We start from the raw sequence: 18167 nt of genomic DNA, 5'->3' as shown, positions 1-18167 counted from the left end.
GTTATGGCACAATCATCTTCCAAATCATCGAAGGGCAGGACCGCCCGTTCCTCCTCCGGCGGCGGGACGGGGTCACGTGCGTCCGGTTCCGCGCAGAGTTCACGGGGCGGTGCGCGGAACCAAGGAGCGGAACCGTTCTGGCACAAGGCATTGCTATGTGCGCCACGGGCGTTCGGCTCTGCCGTGCGTAAGGTGAGCGTGGGGGAGTACGACCCGGCGTATCGTCGGGACGGATTGTGCTTCGTCATGATCATCCTCGCTGTGTTCTTCTGCGGGTCCGAGTGGTTCCGCGTCGACGGCGCACTCGGACGCGGGCTGCACTCGTTCGCCTCCGCGATTTTCGGTGTGATGAGCGTGGTGGTGCCGGTGTTGCTCATCGTGTTGGCGATTCGCCTCATGCGCAACTCCGGCAAGCAATCCCACAACACGCAGGTGATTGCCGGAGGAGTGATGTTGCTGTGGTCGATTTGCTCGATCATCGACGTGGTCATGGCTGCGGACACGAAGGAGTTCTCCTGGCAGAACATTCAGCAGGCTGGCGGTCTGGTCGGTTTCGTCGTCGGATCACCTCTGGCATGGGGGCTCTCCCAGACGTTCGCGATCATCGTGTTCGTCGTGGCCGCGGTGTTCTCCGTGCTGTTGATGACGCGCACCCATGTGACCGAGATTCCGCAGAAACTGAGTAGATTCTCTCGGCGGGGATCTGCTGATTCCGCGGATGCGCAGCAGTCGGATCCCGAGGTCGAGCAGTTCCCGAACGAGGTGCGCGTGGGCGACGACACATTGGCGTTCGCGGATGGCGTGCCTGCGCATGACGGCACTGACGTGCCGGAACCGGACCGCAAGGGCGGCTTCCTCGCCAGGCTGTTCCATCGCCGCAGGAAGGGCTCCGGCACCGACACGAAACTCGATCGCTATGCAGGCGACGAGGCATTCCTCAATGCAGCGAGCCGCCATGGGGCTGCCAACGAAACGGATCTGCACGAGGGCCCGCGCAGGGTGAGCAGCGGTGGTGCCTTCAACGACGACGCCACGCGGAGCATCGACTCGGGCACATGGAACGCCCAGCCCTCGGGCACCATTCCGCTGCCATCCGGCTCCATGCCTGCGGCGACGGCCACCGGCACCGATCCTTGGGCGCATCTCGATGCGGAGGGCGAGACGATGGTGGTCTCCACCCAGACCGGCGAGATCCTCGACCAGTCGCCGACCTCGTCGCCCATGCCCCCAATCGGCTCCGGGGTACGGCGGCCCATGCCATCCTCCGCGACGCCGGCAGACCATGAAGGCATGCCTGACATTCCGCAACAGCCTGATACGCCATACCATCTGCCGGATCTGAACCTGCTCGTCAAGGGCAAACCGCATGCCGCGCACACTCAGGCGAACGACACGGTGATCCATGCGCTGAACGAGACGTTCCGCCAGTTCAAGGTGGATGCGAAGGTGGTGGGCTTCCTGCGAGGTCCCTCGGTCACGCAGTATGAGGTGGAGGTGGCACCGGGCGTCAAGGTGGAGAAGGTGACGAACCTCGACAAGAACATCGCCTATGCCGTGGCTAGTTCGGATGTGCGCATCCTCTCGCCGATCCCGGGCAAGAGCGCCATCGGCATCGAGATTCCGAACGCCGACCGTGAGATCGTGCATCTGGGCGATGTGCTGCGCTCCGATAAGGCGATGAACGACCCCAATCCTATGCTCACCGGTGTGGGCAAGGATGTTGAGGGGCATTTCGTGACTGCCGACCTCACGAAGATGCCGCATTTGCTGGTGGCGGGTGCGACGGGTTCCGGCAAGTCGAGTTTCATCAACTCGATGCTCACGTCGATCATCATGCGCGCCACGCCCGATCAGGTGCGTATGATCATGGTCGATCCGAAGCGTGTGGAACTCTCCGCATATGCGGGCATTCCCCACTTGATCACACCGATCATCACCGATCCGAAGAAGGCGGCCCAAGCATTGGAATGGGTGGTCAAGGAGATGGACGCCCGATACAGCGATCTGGAGTTCTTCGGCTTCCGTGACGTGAAGGATTTCAACAAGGCGGTGCGTGCCGGCAAGGTCCATGCGCCGGCGGGGTCGAACCGCAATGTGGCCCCTTATCCATCGCTGCTCGTGGTCGTCGACGAGATGGCCGACCTCATGATGGTGGCCAAGAACGATGTGGAGAGCTCGATCCAACGCATCACACAGCTGGCGCGTGCGGCGGGGGTGCATCTGGTGCTCGCCACCCAACGCCCGTCCGTCGATGTGATCACAGGCCTGATCAAGGCGAACATTCCGTCACGTCTGGCTTTTGCGACTTCCTCGGCCACCGATTCGAGGGTCATTCTCGACACCACCGGCGCCGAGACGCTCATCGGACAGGGCGACGCGCTTTTCCTGCCCATGGGCTCGGCCAAGCCGATTCGTGTGCAAGGCGCGTGGGTGAACGAGTCCGAGATCCGCAAGGCCGTCGAGTTCGTGCGCACGCAACGTAAGCCGCGCTACCGCGAGGATATCGAGCAGATGGCCAAGGAAGCGGACCAGAAGAAGGTCGATCCCACCGAGGACATCGGGGGTGATATGGACGAACTGCTGCAGGCCGCTGAACTCGTGGTCAGTTCGCAGTTCGGTTCCACATCCATGCTGCAGCGCAAACTGCGCGTCGGCTTCGCGAAGGCCGGTCGACTCATGGATCTGCTCGAATCGCGTGGGGTGGTGGGGCCGTCCGAAGGTTCGAAGGCCCGTGAGGTGCTGGTGCAGCCCCAGGATCTGCCGCAGGTGCTTGCGTTCATCAAGGGGGAGAGCGGCAGCCTGACCGGTGCTGGAGCCCCGGCTGAACCGACCTCTGGTGCCTCCGGCACTGCCGAGTACTGATGTACTTGGTGCAGGGCGTGCCCGGCGGCATGCCGGTGTGAATGTTTCTCGGGATATGGTGCAGGTTGTCCGACACGGCAACGCTATGGACATGTAAGCGAGTACGCTAGCCACTATGGAGACTGAGAAATCAACCAAGCAATCGATGTGGAGCCAGTGGAGTTCACCGCCGAACCTGGTGACGCTCGCCCGAATTATACTCGTTGTCGTGTTCCTGGGACTCTACATCGGCGGCGGTGCATGGGGTGCCCGCAACATCGGCATGCGGTGGGGCGCCGCCATCGTGTTCATCATCGCCGCGTCGACCGATAAGATCGATGGTTGGATGGCACGCAAATACAATCAGGTGACCGAACTGGGCAAGCTCCTTGACCCGATCGCCGACAAGCTGCTCACGCTTGGTGCGCTCGTCGTGGCCGCCTGCTTCAACGAATTCGGCAATATGTGGATCGGCTGGATCGTCACCGGCCTCTATGTGGTGCGTGAGATCGGCATCACGATCATGAGGTTCTTCGTCATCGACCACGGTGGCAAGGTGATCGCGGCGTCGCAGGCGGGCAAATACAAGACATTCACGCTCTGCCTGGGTCTCGGATTGCTGCTGATTCCGGTGTGGAGCTTCACGCATGCCGTGTCGCAGCCGGCGTGGTTGACCGTGTACTTCATTGTCGCGTATGCGCTCATCTACTTCTCGCTCATTCTGTGCCTGTATTCCGGTTACGAGTATCTGCGAGGCGTGTTCGCGGAACCTGCGGTGACGCGCAAATAGGTGAATATCTGATAGCGGTCGCAACGATCGCATACGGGCCCGCGCACTTCGGTGTGCGGGCCCGTTGCTTTGCCGCTATATATGCAAAACATGCAGACAACACGCCGTTATTCACAATGTCTGCACAATTTTTCACACTGAGAGTGAACTGCATGCAGATGACGACGTGGAAGGAGTAGGTGTGGCAGAGCTTTTCGAGGTCGCCGAACTCGCCGGTGTGACCGACGTGGCCGATGTACAGCGGTATTGCGACGAACAGGCGCGCCATATTCTTGCTCACTGCGACGCGCGGGGACTCAAGATTGCGTGCGCGGAGTCCCTCACCGCAGGTCTGCTCGCGGATTCCTTTGTGCGGATTCCGGGGGCGTCGAGTGTGTTCCTCGGTTCCGCGGTGACGTATGACATTCACGCCAAGGCGACGGTGTTGGGCATCGATGCGGAACTCTTACGGACCCATGGCGCGGTCGACCCGGAAGTCGCGCGGCAGATGGCCCGCGGGGCCGCCCATCTGTTTTACCAAGAGCAATATGCGCATGGAGTCGTGGGGTTGTCTACCACTGGTGTCGCAGGGCCGGGCCCGGACGAAGGAAAACCGGCAGGAACCGTGTATATCGGCTTCGACGTGCCATGTTTTTCTCATAGCGTAATCCAAGAACATGATTTTGCGCTCAGATTAGCGTTACGCGGCTCGCGAGAACTGGTTAGACATCTCACGGTGGCCTGTGTTCTGGGAAAAATGAGAGAATTCACAGGTTCTTCACAGGAAAAAATTCCGATAATGGAGACAAGGGAAAACTCATGAGGGGTAGTAGGAAAGGAAAGGTGTTCGTGATGGAACAGATGACAATGGTCAACGAGCAAGTTGAAGTCAAGTCGGTTGAGACTCCGGAGCAGGTGCGCTCGGGCAGTGCGCGCATGCGCGAACTCACTCCGGCCCAGCGCCGCGCGGTGATGTTCGCCCAGCAGCAGGTTCTCCGTGCCCGTGCCGCGAAGAAGGCCAAGGACGAGCATCAGGCCGCCCTCGCTCGCATGTGGCAGGAGGAAGACGCCGAGACCGCACGTCCGCGCGCGATGGTGCACCGCCGTGAGACCGTGGGCGAGGTGAAGGAAGTGTCCTTGCGCGAGGCGATCGGGCATGTGCTGCGCGACCTTCGTACACGCGATCACAAGACGTTGCGTGAGGTGAGTGAGAAGGCCGGTGTTTCCCTCGGCTACCTCTCCGAAGTCGAGCGTGGTCAGAAGGAGGCCAGCTCCGAGCTGCTGGCGTCCATCTCGGAATCGCTGGGTCTGAGCACATCGCAGATGCTGCGCATGGTCGCGGATTACCTCGATTCCGTCGAGGCGTGAAATTCGGGCGTTCGCCTGTGACTGTCGGCCCGCTGCTTCGGTGGCGGGCCTTTTCGTATCTATGCGCCGAATCTGGTGCGTCGAAGCTGGGTTGTTCGGCTCGCCTTGCGGCGCTGTGCTGACGCGGTTATGCTTGGGGCCATGCGTGAGCGGGAATTCTGGCAGTTGCTCGAAGAAGTGTTCGGTCGCTCCTATGGCAGGGCGTTGGCCCATGACCAGGGGCTCACCCAGTTGCGTGGCATGACGGTGGTGGAGGCGCTGGCTGCCGGCGAAGAGCCTCGTGTGGTGTGGAATGTGTTGTGCGACCAGATGGATGTGCCCGATGCGAAGCGTTGGGGCCGGGATCACAATGCACCGCCGCTGCCCGTCGATTTTCGTTAGGGGTGCTTGGGTGGTCTGGCGGCGCGTGTTGAGAATGTGGAGAACTGCTCGGCAGATGGGCGCATTCGAACAAATGTTCGCATGAGAGGGTATACTGGGCATATCGCGAAAGCCACGGCGTCGATTGCATGCGTATGCTGCATATGATGTGTGGATATCGGTGTCCTCCGACCACAATGCCCAGGTGTGCTTGTGCCGCCCGGCACTGTGCCGGTAGGGTTGGGGTGTTCGCCGATCATGGCGCGTTTGACTGTTGAAGTGAGGAGTACAGATGGCTGCACGAAGCAAGTCCTCCGTCAAGGAGACGGAGAAGACCGAGGCGCCTGGCGTCGACAAGAAGCGCGAGGATGCGCTCAATTCGGCGTTGGCCCAAGTGGAGAAGCAGTTCGGCAAGGGCTCTGCCATGCGTTTGGGAGATAGGCCGGAACAGGACATTGAAGTGATTCCCACCGGTTCGTTGGCCCTCGACACCGCTTTGGGCATCGGAGGTCTGCCCCGTGGGCGCATTGTGGAGATCTATGGCCCAGAGTCGTCGGGCAAGACCACGCTGGCGTTGCATGTGGTAGCCAACGCGCAGAAGAACGGTGGCGTGGCCGCGTTCATCGATGCCGAGCACGCCCTTGATCCCGTGTATGCGCGCCACTTGGGTGTCGATACCGATTCGCTCATCGTTTCGCAGCCGGACAACGGGGAGCAGGCGCTGGAAATCGCCGACATGCTCATTCGTTCCGGGGCTCTTGACGTCATCGTCATCGATTCGGTGGCGGCGTTGGTGCCGAAGGCCGAGATCGAAGGCGATATGGGTGACAGCCACGTCGGTCTGCAGGCAAGGCTCATGAGCCAGGCGCTGCGCAAGATGACCGGTGCGCTGGCACAGGCGAACACGACGGCCATCTTCATCAACCAGTTGCGAGAGAAGATCGGCGTGTTCTTCGGAAGCCCAGAGACGACCACCGGCGGCAAGGCGTTGAAGTTCTATGCATCCGTCCGCATGGACATCCGCCGCATCCAGACGTTGAAAGACAAGGACGAGCCGATTGGCAACCGCACTCGTGTCAAGGTGGTCAAGAACAAGATGGCACCTCCATTCAAGACCGCCGAGTTCGACATGCTCTATGGGCAGGGCATCTCGCAAGAGGGGTCGATTCTCGACATGGCGTTGGAGACCGACGTGGTGAGGAAGTCCGGTTCCTGGTTCACCTACAACGGTGAACAGCTGGGGCAGGGCCGTGAGAACGTGCGTAAGTTCCTCATCGACAATCCGAAGCTCGCCGAGGAGATCTCCACCCAGGTGAAGGTCAAGACCGGGCTCATCTCCACCGACGACCAGTTCGGCATCGACGGCACCGAGGAGGAGGACGGTGAGTCTATAACCACCAGTGAGTCGAATGCGGAGGCTCAGACGGGTGCTGAAGCCTGAGTGCTTCTTTGGGTGCCCCGTGGATCGGGTGTCAGCCGGCTGACACCCGATCCACGGGGCATCGGCGTATTGCATGCCGTACCGAAGGAATGCGGGGAATAGGAGTTGCCATGATCAGTGCAGAGGAGTTTCTGAGCTCCCATGAGCAGATGGTGCGTGAGCCGTCGGCACCCAACAGCTCAAATCGAGGCGTTCCGGGGAAGCGCCCGACGAAGGAACGGCGTCGGAAGCTGTCTGGGGGTTTCGCCTATTTGGTGGCGGCGGATCCGCATGACGAAGATGAGTGCAAGGAAAGCGCATTGCGTCTGCTCGACGCGGCCGCGCGGTCCAGCGGATCCCTGCGGGACAAGCTTGCCGAACGGGAATACGATGCCGAGGTGATCGAGCGCGTCGTCACGCGTCTCGAGGAGCTCGGACTTATTGACGATGAGGAATACGCCCGCAATGTGATTCGTTCCTGCACCGCCCGCATGATGGGTGCGCGTGGTGTCATGCGGGAGCTGGTGCGCAAGGGTGTTCCTCGCCCTCTGGCCGAACGCATGGTACGGCAGACCGCACAGGCCGGGGTGTTCGAAGACTGCGCGTGGGAACTCGGCAGGACTGTGGCGAAAAAGAACGCTGGTAAAGATGTCGAGGTCTGCAAACGGCGCTTCTGGTCCGCCGGAGGCCGTAAGGGCCATGCGCCGGAGGATCTGCGCGCCGTAAGTGACGAGTTGTTTCGACATCGGATCGACGAATGACAGTCGAATCGATCATGCCGAAAAGACCGAAAGATAAGGAGTGAGACCTCTTATACCCCGGGTTCTGTCATGCCGTGAAGGCATGGATGGCCATCCATCTCGACCTGACGTCGCCGTCAGGCTCTAGCAGCCTACCCGAAGGCAGAGCGAGCAACTCTATAGCCTTCTGCTTGGCCTTGCTCCCGATGAGGCTTGCCATGCGGCTCCTGTCACCAGTCGCCCGGTGGTCTCTTGCACCGCCGTTTCACCCTTACCGGCCCGAAGGCAGGCGGTCTGTTCTCTGCTGCGCTATCTCTCAGGTCACCCTGGGCGGACGTTATCCGCCATCGTGCTCTGTGGAGCCCGGAAGTTCCTCAGCCACAAAGTGGCCGCGGCCATCAAGAGGTCTCGCGTCCGATTGTAGCAAGGGGTGTGACTGCCTGCAGTGGTGGCTGGAGGAGGCGCCTTGTGGCGAAACCGGTGCTTTGGCGCGGCATATGCGTCTGCGACGTGAGCAATCCGTTCCGACTCGTGGGAAAAGACGCCGTTTTTTCAACAAATAGGGGAAAGCGGGGGCGTGTCTTGCCAATTCTTGCCCGAACTCGGTTACAATATGAGTCATATCCGAATGGCAGTAGCCGTTCGGTCCGTATATAGCGGTGTGAAAGCCGCTTGAGTCTAGGGAGGTCCACATGGATATCGTTCTGACAGGCCGTCACATTCAGATCAAGCAGAAGTTCCGTGACGTCGTCGAAAGCAAGATGAATCGTGTGACCGCAATTGCGCCGGACGCGCAGCGCGTACAGGTCGTGCTGTCGCATGAAGGCAATCCACGTCTGCATGACACCGCCGTCCGCGTGGAACTGACCGTTGTGGCTGGTCCGACCGTGGTTCGCGCCGAGGCGTCCAGCCTCGATGAGGTGAGCGCCCTCGATCTGGCGCTTGACAAGCTCACGCTGCGTCTGCGCCGTGCGCGCGATCGCCGCAAGGACCACCGCAAGAACTACACGCCGGTGCCGGTCGATGCGGGCAAGTTCGTGCCGCCGAGCGAGGAGCGCGAAGACATCATGGGTGACGAGGACGTCGACAACAGCCCCGCCTCCGCAGTCGCCGGAGATCTCGGTCCGGGCGAGTCCGTCGAGGTTCACGTCGGCGACACCCCGATCGTCATCCGTCGCAAGCTGCATGTCGCAGAACCCATGAGCATCGATGAGGCGCTGTATGAGATGGAGCTCATCGGCCATGACTTCTTCCTGTTCGTGAACAAGGACACCGGCCGTCCGTCGGTCGTCTACCACCGTCACGGCTGGAGCTACGGCGTCTTCGAGATCGACACCCCCGAGAATATCAAGAAGCTCGAAGAGGAGCGCAAGGCCTGAACAGTTTTCGTCCTCAATGGAAAGCGGCTCGCGTTGCGGGCCGCTTTTGCTTTGTTGGTTATGGGCGACATCAATGCATTTGTGTGCGGAATGCGAAGGAATGCCAAAATGCGCAAATCTTCGTAGATTAGCCGGAAAAAGTGGAATAGGGGGCTCAAGTCGCTTATTGTAGGAGTGTTGTTGCAAACACCGTTAGGGAGTGAATGTGGTTGATATCGTAGACAAAGCCCTGCGTATGGGCGAAGGTCGCCAGATCAAGAAGCTTGAACACGTCGCCGAAGCCGTGAACAAGCTCGAAGATCAGATGGTGGCCATGAGCGACGAGGAGCTCAAAGGGCAGACCGCCAAGTTCAAGGAACGCCTGGCCAACGGCGAGACGCTCGACGACCTGATGCCGGAGGCTTTCGCGACGGTGCGAGAGGTGTCCAAGCGCACGCTGGGTCAGCGTCACTTCGACGTGCAGCTCATGGGCGGCGCGGCACTGCACTGGGGCAACATCGCCGAGATGAAGACCGGTGAAGGCAAGACCCTCGTGGCGACGTTGCCGAGCTACCTCAACGCGCTCGAAGGCAAGGGCGTGCACGTCATCACCGTCAACGACTATCTCGCCAGCTACCAGAGCGAGCTGATGGGCCGCATCTACCGTTTCCTCGGCATGAGCGTCGGGTGCATCGTCACCGGCCAGAAGCCGGCCGAACGTCGCAAGCAGTACAATGCCGACATCACCTACGGCACGAACAACGAATTCGGTTTCGATTACCTGCGCGACAACATGGCGTGGGAGAAGGACGAGCTCGTGCAGCGTGGACACCATTACGCCATCGTCGACGAGGTCGACTCGATTCTCATCGACGAAGCCCGTACGCCGCTCATCATCTCCGGACCTGCCGAGGGTGATGTGACCCGTTGGTACCGTCAGTTCGCCAAGCTAGTGCTCAAGCTCAACCGTGACGAGGACTACGAGGTCGACGAGAAGAAGAAGACCGTGGGCATTCTCGACCCGGGCATCACGAAGATCGAGGACTACCTGGGCATCGACAATCTGTATGAGCCGAGCAACACCGCGCTGATCGGCTACCTCAACAATGCGATCAAGGCCAAGGAGCTGTTCCTGCGCGACCGCGACTACGTGGTTACCGGCGGCGAGGTGCTCATCGTCGACGAGCACACCGGACGTATTCTGCCCGGGCGTCGCTACAACGAGGGTCTGCACCAGGCCATCGAGGCGAAGGAGAACGTGGAGGTCAAGGCTGAGAACCAGACCTTCGCCACGATTACGCTGCAGAACTACTTCCGCATGTACGACAAGCTTGCAGGTATGACCGGTACGGCCGAGACCGAGGCCGCGGAGTTCATGGGCACCTATAAGCTTGGCGTGCTGCCGATTCCGCCGAACAAGCCGATGATCCGCATCGATCAGGACGACCTCATCTTCCGTACGAAGAAGGAGAAGCTCGCCGCAATCGTCAAGGATGTGGCTGTGCGTCATCGCAAGGGCCAGCCGGTGCTGCTCGGTACCGCCTCGGTGGAGTCCTCCGAAGTCGTCTCCTCGCTGCTCGACGTGGTTGAGATCCCGCACAAGGTGCTCAACGCGAAGCAGCATGAGAAGGAAGCGGCAGTCGTGGCCGTGGCGGGTCGCAAGGGCGCCGTCACCGTCGCTACGAACATGGCCGGTCGAGGCACCGACATCATGCTCGGCGGCAACGTCGAGTTCCTCGCCGACGCCGAGCTCAAGGCGAAGGGCTACTCGCCGGACGACACCCCGGAGGAATACGAGAAGCTGTGGCCTGAGACCCTGAAGAAGATCAAAGAGCAGGTCAAGGACGAGCACGAAGAGGTCAAGAAGCTCGGTGGCCTGTATGTGCTCGGCACCGAACGCCACGAATCACGCCGAATCGACAACCAGCTGCGCGGCCGCTCCGGACGTCAGGGCGATCCGGGTGAGTCCCGGTTCTACCTGAGCCTCGAAGACGACCTCATGCGCCTGTTCAACACACAGCTCGTCGCCCGCGTGATGGCGAAGGGCATGCCCGAGGGTGAGCCGATCGAGTCGAAGAGCGTGTCCAAGGGCGTGCGCAATGCGCAGAAGGCCGTGGAATCGCGTAACTTCGAGATTCGTAAGAACGTGCTCAAGTACGACGATGTGATGAACAAGCAGCGCACCGTGATCTACTCGGAACGTCAGGCCGTGTTGAAGGGCGAGGACATTCACGAGGACATCGAAGCCTTCATCTCCGACACGCTCACCAGCTATGTGCGGGGTGCCAAGAACGGTTCCGACAAGCCGGCTGATTGGGATTGGAACGGCCTGTTCAAGGCAGTGAACGACCTGTACCCGACCAAGGTGACCATGGACGACGCCAAGGAGGCAGCCGAAGGGCTCAAGGGCGACAAGGCCGTGGATGCCGTGGTCAAACTGTTCGTCGACGACGCCGATGCGCAGTATGAGGCCTTCGAGACCAAGCTCGGCGCCGCTGGCCTGCGTACGCTGGAGCGTCGCGTGGTGCTCGCCGTGCTCGATCGCAAGTGGCGCGAACATCTGTACGAGATGGACTACCTCAAGGACGGCATTGGCCTGCGTGGCATGGGCCAGCGTGATCCGCTGGTCGAATACCAGCGTGAAGGCTACCAGATGTACAACCAGATGATCGAGGCCATCAAGGAGGAGACGGTGCAGTTGCTCTTCCACATCGACCTCGACAGCATCGCCCAGACGAACGACAACGGCACCGACTCCATCGACGACGCGGCGGTCGATTCCGCCGAAATCAAGATGGGTGACGATGTGAGCGAGGACGACGAGCTGAGCAAAGGCAATCTGTCGGAGCACGAGCCCGAAGAGGCCGCGCGCATCGACGATCATGCCGACGAGCTGGAGACCGCCGAGAACATCGCTGCGGTCAAGGAAGCAGCGGCGGAAGGCGAGCGGATTCCGGAATCCGGTCTGCTCGGCCCGGAGCCGATGAGCCATGCCGAAGGCAAGGTGCCGGCGAGCAAGCGTCCGAAGAGCGAGGAGCTCAAGACCCCATGGTCCGACGGTCGCACGTTCCCGGGCACGCCGAAGAACGCACCGTGCCCATGCGGCTCCGGCCGTAAGTACAAGATGTGCCACGGCCAGAACGAGCAGTGAGCATATCCAACCCGATATCGAGGGGCGCCGCATGCGGCGCCCCTTTTGTGTTGACCATGATGCGGGACCCGACATGTGTTTGTTGCTTGTGTTCCCTAGACTGTGCGTAGCAGCTACGAAAACGAGGAGTGGTCATGGCCGACATCACATGGAAATCGATTCTCACCAAGCTCGTGCAGGGCAATCACCTGAGTGCCGAGGAATCCGAGTGGTTTGTCGATGACCTCATGAAGGGCAACGCCAACCCGGCAGCCGTCGGCGCCGTGCTCGCGACACAACAGCAGCTCGGATTGACGGCCGATGAGGTCGCGGGTGCCGCAAAGGCGATGGTGTCGCATGCCGTGCCATTGGAAGTGAACCGTGAATGCACCGACATCGTCGGCACGGGTGGCGATGGCGCGCATACCGTCAATCTGTCGACGATGGGGGCGGTGATCGCCGCCGCTTCGGGCGTGACGATCGTCAAGCACGGCAACCGCGCCGCGAGCTCCAAGTGCGGGGCGGCCGACTGTCTGGAGGCGCTCGGGCTGCCGCTCGATCTCAAACCGCAGGCCGTGGCCGAGGTGGCCGATGAGGTGGGCATCACCTTCGCCTTCGCCAAAACCTTCCACCCGGCGATGCGATTCGTGGGACCGGTGCGCGCCGCGCTCGGCATCTCATGCGTGTTCAACGTGCTTGGCCCGCTGACGAATCCGGCGACTCCGAAGCACATGGCAATCGGCTGCGCCAACCGTGCGATGAGCCCGATCATGGCCGCGGTCTACGCGGCGAACGGCCAGAGCGGCATGGTGTACACCTCGAACGAAGGTCTCGACGAGATGGCGCCGACCGGTCCGATTTCCGTCTGGGAATTCAAGGACGGCAAGGTCTCCGAAACGGAATTCGACCCAATCGAGGAGCTTGGGCTCGCCAAGGTCACGATTGAGGATCTGCGTGGTGGCGAGCCGGATTACAATGCCCAGGCTGCCCGCGACCTCTTCGCTGGAAAGGATGTGCCGTTCCGTACGACGGCATTGCTCAATGCCGCCTCCGCAATCGTGGCGGATGGCTCGCTCATCGATGCCTCCGCCCCTCTGGGCGAACGGTTCCGCCAAGCCTACGCAATCGCCGAACAGGCAGTCGATTCCGGTCGTGCCTCCGCCCTGCTCGACGAGTGGATCGCCGTCGCAAGCCAATATGTCGACTGAGTTGTAGGAGTGCGGGGATTATCTGGTCCCTATAACCAAAGGTGCCATTCGGCTATGCACGGCCGAATGGCACCTTGTTCTTTCGTGAATCCTATACGCGAGCGCCGTCGTCTTCCTCATCCCGCTTGGTCTCGTCATGGCCGCGGTGTGTGACGAACAAGCCACCGGCGCCGACGAGTATCGAGATGCCGAAGACGATGCCGAGCACGGTCGCCCAGGCCGGCAGAAATGCCGTGGCGATGATGCCGGCGATGCCCACGACGAGCAGGATGCCGCAGATGAGACGCGACCAGCGAATCTGACCCAGATCGGGATTGGGGGGAGTGAACACGCTGCCGCGATCCATCACATCGTCGGTGTCGAGCCAACTCGATTGCGTGAAATCACGCGGGCCTGACGAATCGACGAAACTGCCCTGTTTGAGGTCGTTCACCGAAAGAATCGCCTTCTTCTCCTCGCGCTTTTCCTGGCGTGTGGCATGCCGGTCGAATTTCTTCGCGGTGTGTGATCGCTCCACGTCGCCCAGATCGTCGGAATACTCGTCGAGAAAGCGATTCCAGGCGGCCTCCTCGGAGATCTCGCTCGAATCACCCCCGTTGCGCCCGGAATCGTGTGGCTTCGTTTCTTCGCCGTCGTTGCTATTGTTGAGGTCAGTCATAGGTTCACTGTAGCAAGCGGATGCTATGAGACATGTAGGAGGAGGCAGCATGTTGTATTGGTTCTTCATGAGAACGCTCGGTCCGGTGGCGCGGCATCGTTTCAAGCCCGTGGCAGAAGGGCTCCAGAACATTCCACGCACCGGCGGGGGCATCATTGCGGCCAATCATCTGGCTGTGATCGACGATGCGTTGCTGCCGCTCACCTGTCCGCGCATGATTCATTTCATGGGCAAGGCGGAGTATTTCGAAGGCAAGGGCATCAAAGGCAAGTTCAAGAAGTGGTGGTTCACCTCGGTGGGCGTGTTCCCCGTGGATCGTTCGGGCGGGTCGAAGTCGCTCGGCGCGCTTGAGCATGCACGCGAGATCATCGAGGAAGGCCACCTGTTCGGTATCCACATCGAAGGCACCCGCAGCCCGGACGGCCGTCTGTACAAGGGGCACACCGGTGCCGCGCGTCTTGCCTTGGAAACCGGTTGCCCGATCATTCCCGCCGCCATCATCGGTTCACGCGAACTGCAGAAGCCGGGGCAGGTGATTCCGGGCAAGGGGCACTCCAAGGTGATCTATGGTGAACCCATCGAAGTGGAGAAGACTCCGTCTGCCGAGGTGACGCATGAACGGCTGCGTGAGCTCACCGACGAGATCACGCGCAGGATCCAGGCGATGAGCGGGCAGGAATACGTTCCCGAATACGCCCAGGTGGTCAAGCAGCAGATGAAGGAGGAGCAGGACGTGCTCGATTCCGCTGGCGCAGAGGCAGCGGCAGACTTTGAGCGCCACCATGAATAGGCTGGACTGAGTCTGGCTGGGAAGCATGCGTATATTTATTGTGCCCCCATACCACCACTGGTGGTATGGGGGCACAATAAATATACGCACATACGCCGCTCAGATCACCGTGAGTGTGATCACCGTTTTCTTGCCGTCCTCGGCACGCAGACGCGCCTGCTGGCCGCCTTTGGGATCCTGGAATCGCACGGTGTGCAGGAGGTCGCCCAACGGTGATGAGACCTTCACCTCAAAGCCGAGGTCTTCAAGAATCTTCCTGGCCTCTTCCGTCTTCTTGCCCGTGACGTCGGGAACGGTCACCATTTCAGGGCCCCGCGAGACGGTGACCGTGACCGCATCGCCCCAGTGCAATTGGGTTCCCGCCTCGGGATCCACTGAAATCACCTGATCCCGTGGAATCGTATCGCTGTACTCTTCGGTGTAGGTCGCCTTGAGTTTGGCGTCATCAAACGACTTCTGCGCCTGACCGCGCGTCATGCCCACCACATTCGGCATCGCCACCGGCATGGGCCCTTTGGAGAGCGTCACCACGACGTCGTCGTTATGGTTCTGTGTGGTGCCGGCACTGGGCGTGATATCGATGACCTCGCCTTCCGGAACGCTTTCGGAATACTCGTCGTTGTCTTCGTTGTGCATGATGTTGGTGAAGCCCGCTTTCCTCAGGTCCTCCAGAGGGGTGGAACTGCTCATGATGTCTTCGGGAACGGTGGCCTGCTGCACACCTTGCGACACCGTCACATGCACCTCGCCGTTGGCCCGCTTGCTCACATGGGCATCCACATATTGCGGGTCGGTGGAGATGATCTCGCCGGCAGGCACTGTGTCGCTATACTGCTGTGTGCTTTTGTATGGAATCTGCGAGACTTTGAGCAGACGCTCATAGGAGTCCCATTTCACACCTGTGATCTTGCATGGCGCGTTTTCGGCACAACTGAGCCCCTCGGGTTTGGGCAGTGTCCAGTAACTGCCGGGTCCCACGAAGTACCACAATGCGAATCCGCCACCGGCACCCAATGCGAGTATGGCGGCGATGATTGAAACGATCAGCGCCGTTCTATGCCTTTTGCGAGGCTGCACTTGCGTCTGGGCATTGCTGGGCAATGGGGAGCCCGGCTCACCGGGGCGGCCGGAATTACGTTCATAACTTCCGGCAGAGCCGCCATACGGGGGAACGGTGGTTCCACCGGAGGCCGGAACTTCGGAGCCTGGCGTCGAGGAGTCGTCCGGCGGTGTGGCGAGAGCCACCGTTCTGGCCTGTTCTGCCTCGTCGTCGGTGAGATCGGGGGAGGCCAATGCAGTGAACAGCGCGGCGGCAGAGGTAGGTGGTGGAGTGGATTCTTCCGGCGAATCCGATGTGCTCGGAACGGAAGGACGGCCGGAATCCTGCTCATTCGCACCCATTGGGAACACCCGAGTGCTGTTGATGGGTGGTTCCTGAGGGCGGAAGCGATAGTCCAATGCCTGGCGGCTCAGCGTGGGCATGAGCTCACGGAGGCGATCCAACGCCTCCTGTGCGCTTTTCGGACGGGCATTGACGTCACGTGCGGTCAGGTACGAGATGAAGGCCGAAACCCGGGGGTCGATGCCGTAGCACACCGCTCCTATGGAGGGGACGTTCTCGTTGACGTGCTTGAACACCATCGTCACCGGATTGTCTGACTGGAACGGCACTCTCCCCGCCAGCAGCTCCCATGCCATGATGCCCACGGAATAGCAATCGCCCTGAGGAGTGGCCTGATTGTTCTCGATCATCTCCGGGGCGAGATAGGCCGCCGTGCCAAGCAGCATCCCGGTGGAGGAGAGCGTGGCCTGCGAGGCGGCCTTGGCCAGGCCGAAATCGGTGATCTCCACATGACCGCGGTCGTTGATCAGAATGTTCTCCGGCTTGATGTCGCGGTGTACGACGCCGATCTCGTGGGCGGCGGCGAGTCCGTTCAGCGTCTCGCCGACGATGCGCAGGGTGTCGCGCACCGAGAACGTGGTGTGCGTTTGCATCTGGCTACGCAGATTCACGCCGTGCACGTACTCCATGACCAGATAGTACGAGCCATTCGTCTCACCGGTGTCGTACACCTGCACCACATGCGGATTGGCTATCGCTGCCGCGGATTTGGCCTCCCGTCGGAAGCGTTCGATGAACTGCTCACGGTGGGGGCCCTGAGCCAGCTGCATGTGCATGATCTTGACCGCCACATTGCGCCCGAGCCTTTCGTCGACGGTCTGGTACACCGTGGCCATGCCGCCATCCGCGATCTTGCGCACAATGCGGTAGCGGCCGTCAATGAGATTGTCGTGGTCCGTGCCGTGTGCCGTGGTATCCACCATGCTGGTTGTGTTCCTTCTGCTGTGATGCCCCGATTGCGAGTGTGCCTTCGGGGGGATATTTTACCGTTCGGCTGTGAAATCCGGCAGAAAGCGCTCGCAGGCTTTACGAAGGCTTTGCGATTGGGCGGCGGTGAGCCCCATCGCTTCGATGCCTTCCTGGGTTTGCGACCACAATTGTGCGATGCGTTCGCGTGAATGCTCGATGGCCCCGGTGTCATGGAACAACGCAATGGTTTCGTGCACCTGCGCGTCGGAGCGGCACGGCTGCTCGTACAGCTGCTGCAGCTGTACGAGCTGCGCGGGGGTACCCAACATCATGGCGTCGGCGAGCAACACCGTGCGTTTCCCCTCACGAATATCACCTCCGACAGGTTTCCCCGTGCTGCGGGAGGAGCCGATGACGTCCAGCAGATCGTCGGCAAGCTGGAATGCCTGCCCCAACGGCAGCCCTATGGCATGGGCGTGGCGGCTCGCTGCACCGCTGGTCATGCCAGCTGCCAGGAATGACAGCGTCAGCGGAGCAATGGTGGTATAGCTGGCGGTTTTCCAGCGGAACACGTCGAGCGACGCTTCGGCAAGCGCCTGCGGATCATCGAGCGGCATGCGCTCAATGGCAAGGTCGAGCACCTGGCCCACCTCCACGTCACGTTGCATCGAAAGAAAGGCCTCCACCAAGCGTCGATGTTCGACCATACCGGTGCTGGCGTCCTCCATGATGAGCGTGCATGCCGTGGCGAGCATGTCGCCCAGCATGAGGCCCAGCCCGCGACCAATGCTGCGTGCGCCGGCAAACGAGGTGAGCGCGCAGTGCGCGGAGGGCTTGCCGCGACGCAGATCCGAGTCGTCAATGAGGTCGTCGTGCACCAGTGCGGCGGTCTGGAACACCTCAATGGCACAGGCGAAGTCAAGCACCTTGGCGCGCTTGCTCTGCGATTGTGTGGAATCCGGGGCGCCGGCCAGCACATCGTAGGCATCCAGTGTGAGTAGCGCGCGCAGGCGTTTGCCCCCTTCGCTTGAGGAGAGCGCTTGATCCGCCACTGCATGGAACATCGGGCGCAGAGCCGGGGTGATGGGTGCATCTGTGCCGTTCACCCCCACGTAGTCGTGCACAAGTTCTCGGATGCGGGTTTCGATGGCACCGATACTGCTGGAATCGCTCATGGTTCCAGTGTATTCACAGCATTCCGACATTGCAGGTCA

Annotated in this window: 15 protein-coding genes and 1 other RNA gene; 12 read left to right on the top strand and 4 right to left on the bottom strand. The window is 61.0% G+C overall.

Features of this window, described 5'->3' with window-relative positions; translation table 11 throughout:
* The first annotated feature begins 3 nt into the window (after window positions 1-3).
* The 8 genes from BANAN_RS05550 (at window position 4) to BANAN_RS05520 (ending at window position 7519) form a co-directional block, all read left to right on the top strand.
* On the top strand, window positions 4-2862 hold the full coding sequence (locus BANAN_RS05550; protein ID WP_041777029.1) for a DNA translocase FtsK: 2859 nt from the start codon (window positions 4-6) through the stop codon (window positions 2860-2862).
* Between the two features lie 115 nt (window positions 2863-2977).
* A complete protein-coding gene (gene pgsA / locus BANAN_RS05545) occupies window positions 2978-3631 on the top strand; it encodes a CDP-diacylglycerol--glycerol-3-phosphate 3-phosphatidyltransferase (RefSeq protein ID WP_041777028.1) in 654 nt (217 codons plus the stop codon).
* Window positions 3632-3812: 181 nt separating this feature from the next.
* On the top strand, window positions 3813-4433 hold the full coding sequence (locus BANAN_RS05540; RefSeq protein WP_014697937.1) for a CinA family protein: 621 nt from the start codon (window positions 3813-3815) through the stop codon (window positions 4431-4433).
* Between the two features lie 29 nt (window positions 4434-4462).
* Window positions 4463-4978 (top strand): helix-turn-helix domain-containing protein, encoded by a 516-nt coding sequence (locus tag BANAN_RS05535; protein ID WP_014697936.1) that lies wholly within the window; start codon window positions 4463-4465, stop codon window positions 4976-4978.
* 141 nt (window positions 4979-5119) lie between these two features.
* Window positions 5120-5359 carry a DUF3046 domain-containing protein gene (locus tag BANAN_RS05530; RefSeq protein WP_237705786.1) on the top strand — a complete coding sequence of 80 codons (240 nt, stop codon included), beginning with the start codon at window positions 5120-5122 and terminating at the stop codon, window positions 5357-5359.
* A gap of 6 nt (window positions 5360-5365) precedes the next feature.
* Window positions 5366-5506: a hypothetical protein gene (locus BANAN_RS08780; protein WP_121764949.1), complete on the top strand. Its 141-nt coding sequence runs from the start codon at window positions 5366-5368 to the stop codon at window positions 5504-5506.
* A gap of 124 nt (window positions 5507-5630) precedes the next feature.
* On the top strand, window positions 5631-6779 hold the full coding sequence (recA, locus tag BANAN_RS05525; protein ID WP_014697934.1) for a recombinase RecA: 1149 nt from the start codon (window positions 5631-5633) through the stop codon (window positions 6777-6779).
* A gap of 110 nt (window positions 6780-6889) precedes the next feature.
* A complete protein-coding gene (locus tag BANAN_RS05520; RefSeq protein ID WP_014697933.1) occupies window positions 6890-7519 on the top strand; it encodes a regulatory protein RecX in 630 nt (209 codons plus the stop codon).
* A gap of 37 nt (window positions 7520-7556) precedes the next feature.
* Here the strand turns inward: BANAN_RS05520 and rnpB are convergent.
* Window positions 7557-7909, bottom strand: an RNA gene (gene rnpB, locus BANAN_RS07995) — RNase P RNA component class A.
* A gap of 281 nt (window positions 7910-8190) precedes the next feature.
* Here rnpB and hpf point away from each other — a divergent pair.
* From hpf to trpD, 3 genes are all read left to right on the top strand, one after another.
* The gene (hpf, locus tag BANAN_RS05515) at window positions 8191-8877 is read left to right on the top strand and encodes a ribosome hibernation-promoting factor, HPF/YfiA family (RefSeq protein ID WP_014697932.1); all 687 of its coding nucleotides are present in this window, start codon (window positions 8191-8193) and stop codon (window positions 8875-8877) included.
* A 205-nt stretch (window positions 8878-9082) separates the two neighbouring features.
* Window positions 9083-12007, top strand: coding sequence for a preprotein translocase subunit SecA (secA, locus tag BANAN_RS05510; RefSeq protein ID WP_014697931.1), 2925 nt, complete (start codon window positions 9083-9085; stop codon window positions 12005-12007).
* Between the two features lie 134 nt (window positions 12008-12141).
* A complete protein-coding gene (gene trpD / locus BANAN_RS05505) occupies window positions 12142-13194 on the top strand; it encodes an anthranilate phosphoribosyltransferase (RefSeq protein ID WP_014697930.1) in 1053 nt (350 codons plus the stop codon).
* Window positions 13195-13285: 91 nt separating this feature from the next.
* On the opposite strand, the gene BANAN_RS05500 is transcribed toward trpD, so the two are convergent.
* Window positions 13286-13852, bottom strand: coding sequence for a TrbC/VirB2 family protein (locus BANAN_RS05500; protein ID WP_014697929.1), 567 nt, complete (start codon window positions 13850-13852; stop codon window positions 13286-13288).
* 49 nt (window positions 13853-13901) lie between these two features.
* Between BANAN_RS05500 and BANAN_RS05495 the strand changes: the two genes are divergently transcribed.
* Complete coding sequence (locus BANAN_RS05495) at window positions 13902-14642, top strand: lysophospholipid acyltransferase family protein (protein WP_014697928.1); 741 nt, start codon at window positions 13902-13904, stop codon at window positions 14640-14642.
* Between the two features lie 99 nt (window positions 14643-14741).
* Here the strand turns inward: BANAN_RS05495 and BANAN_RS05490 are convergent, their stop codons facing one another.
* A complete protein-coding gene (locus tag BANAN_RS05490) occupies window positions 14742-16967 on the bottom strand; it encodes a protein kinase domain-containing protein (RefSeq protein WP_014697927.1) in 2226 nt (741 codons plus the stop codon).
* A gap of 60 nt (window positions 16968-17027) precedes the next feature.
* Window positions 17028-18128: a polyprenyl synthetase family protein gene (locus BANAN_RS05485; protein ID WP_014697926.1), complete on the bottom strand. Its 1101-nt coding sequence runs from the start codon at window positions 18126-18128 to the stop codon at window positions 17028-17030.
* Between the last annotated feature and the right edge of the window lie 39 nt (window positions 18129-18167).

This window comes from Bifidobacterium animalis subsp. animalis ATCC 25527, from assembly GCF_000260715.1.
Lineage (GTDB): Bacteria > Actinomycetota > Actinomycetes > Actinomycetales > Bifidobacteriaceae > Bifidobacterium > Bifidobacterium animalis.
This window is presented reverse-complemented; position numbering and strand designations above follow the sequence as displayed.

Excerpts from the sequence above, each read along its gene's own strand:
- BANAN_RS05550 (WP_041777029.1), top strand. The coding sequence starts at position 4 with ATGGCACAATCATCTTCCAAATCATCGAAGGGCAGGACCGCCCGTTCC.
- pgsA (WP_041777028.1), top strand. The coding sequence starts at position 2,978 with ATGGAGACTGAGAAATCAACCAAGCAATCGATGTGGAGCCAGTGGAGT.
- BANAN_RS05535 (WP_014697936.1), top strand. The coding sequence starts at position 4,463 with ATGGAACAGATGACAATGGTCAACGAGCAAGTTGAAGTCAAGTCGGTT.
- BANAN_RS05530 (WP_237705786.1), top strand. The coding sequence starts at position 5,120 with ATGCGTGAGCGGGAATTCTGGCAGTTGCTCGAAGAAGTGTTCGGTCGC.
- recA (WP_014697934.1), top strand. The coding sequence starts at position 5,631 with ATGGCTGCACGAAGCAAGTCCTCCGTCAAGGAGACGGAGAAGACCGAG.
- BANAN_RS05520 (WP_014697933.1), top strand. The coding sequence starts at position 6,890 with ATGATCAGTGCAGAGGAGTTTCTGAGCTCCCATGAGCAGATGGTGCGT.
- hpf (WP_014697932.1), top strand. The coding sequence starts at position 8,191 with ATGGATATCGTTCTGACAGGCCGTCACATTCAGATCAAGCAGAAGTTC.
- trpD (WP_014697930.1), top strand. The coding sequence starts at position 12,142 with ATGGCCGACATCACATGGAAATCGATTCTCACCAAGCTCGTGCAGGGC.
- BANAN_RS05500 (WP_014697929.1), bottom strand. The coding sequence starts at position 13,852 with ATGACTGACCTCAACAATAGCAACGACGGCGAAGAAACGAAGCCACAC.
- BANAN_RS05495 (WP_014697928.1), top strand. The coding sequence starts at position 13,902 with ATGTTGTATTGGTTCTTCATGAGAACGCTCGGTCCGGTGGCGCGGCAT.
- BANAN_RS05490 (WP_014697927.1), bottom strand. The coding sequence starts at position 16,967 with ATGGTGGATACCACGGCACACGGCACGGACCACGACAATCTCATTGAC.
- BANAN_RS05485 (WP_014697926.1), bottom strand. The coding sequence starts at position 18,128 with ATGAGCGATTCCAGCAGTATCGGTGCCATCGAAACCCGCATCCGAGAA.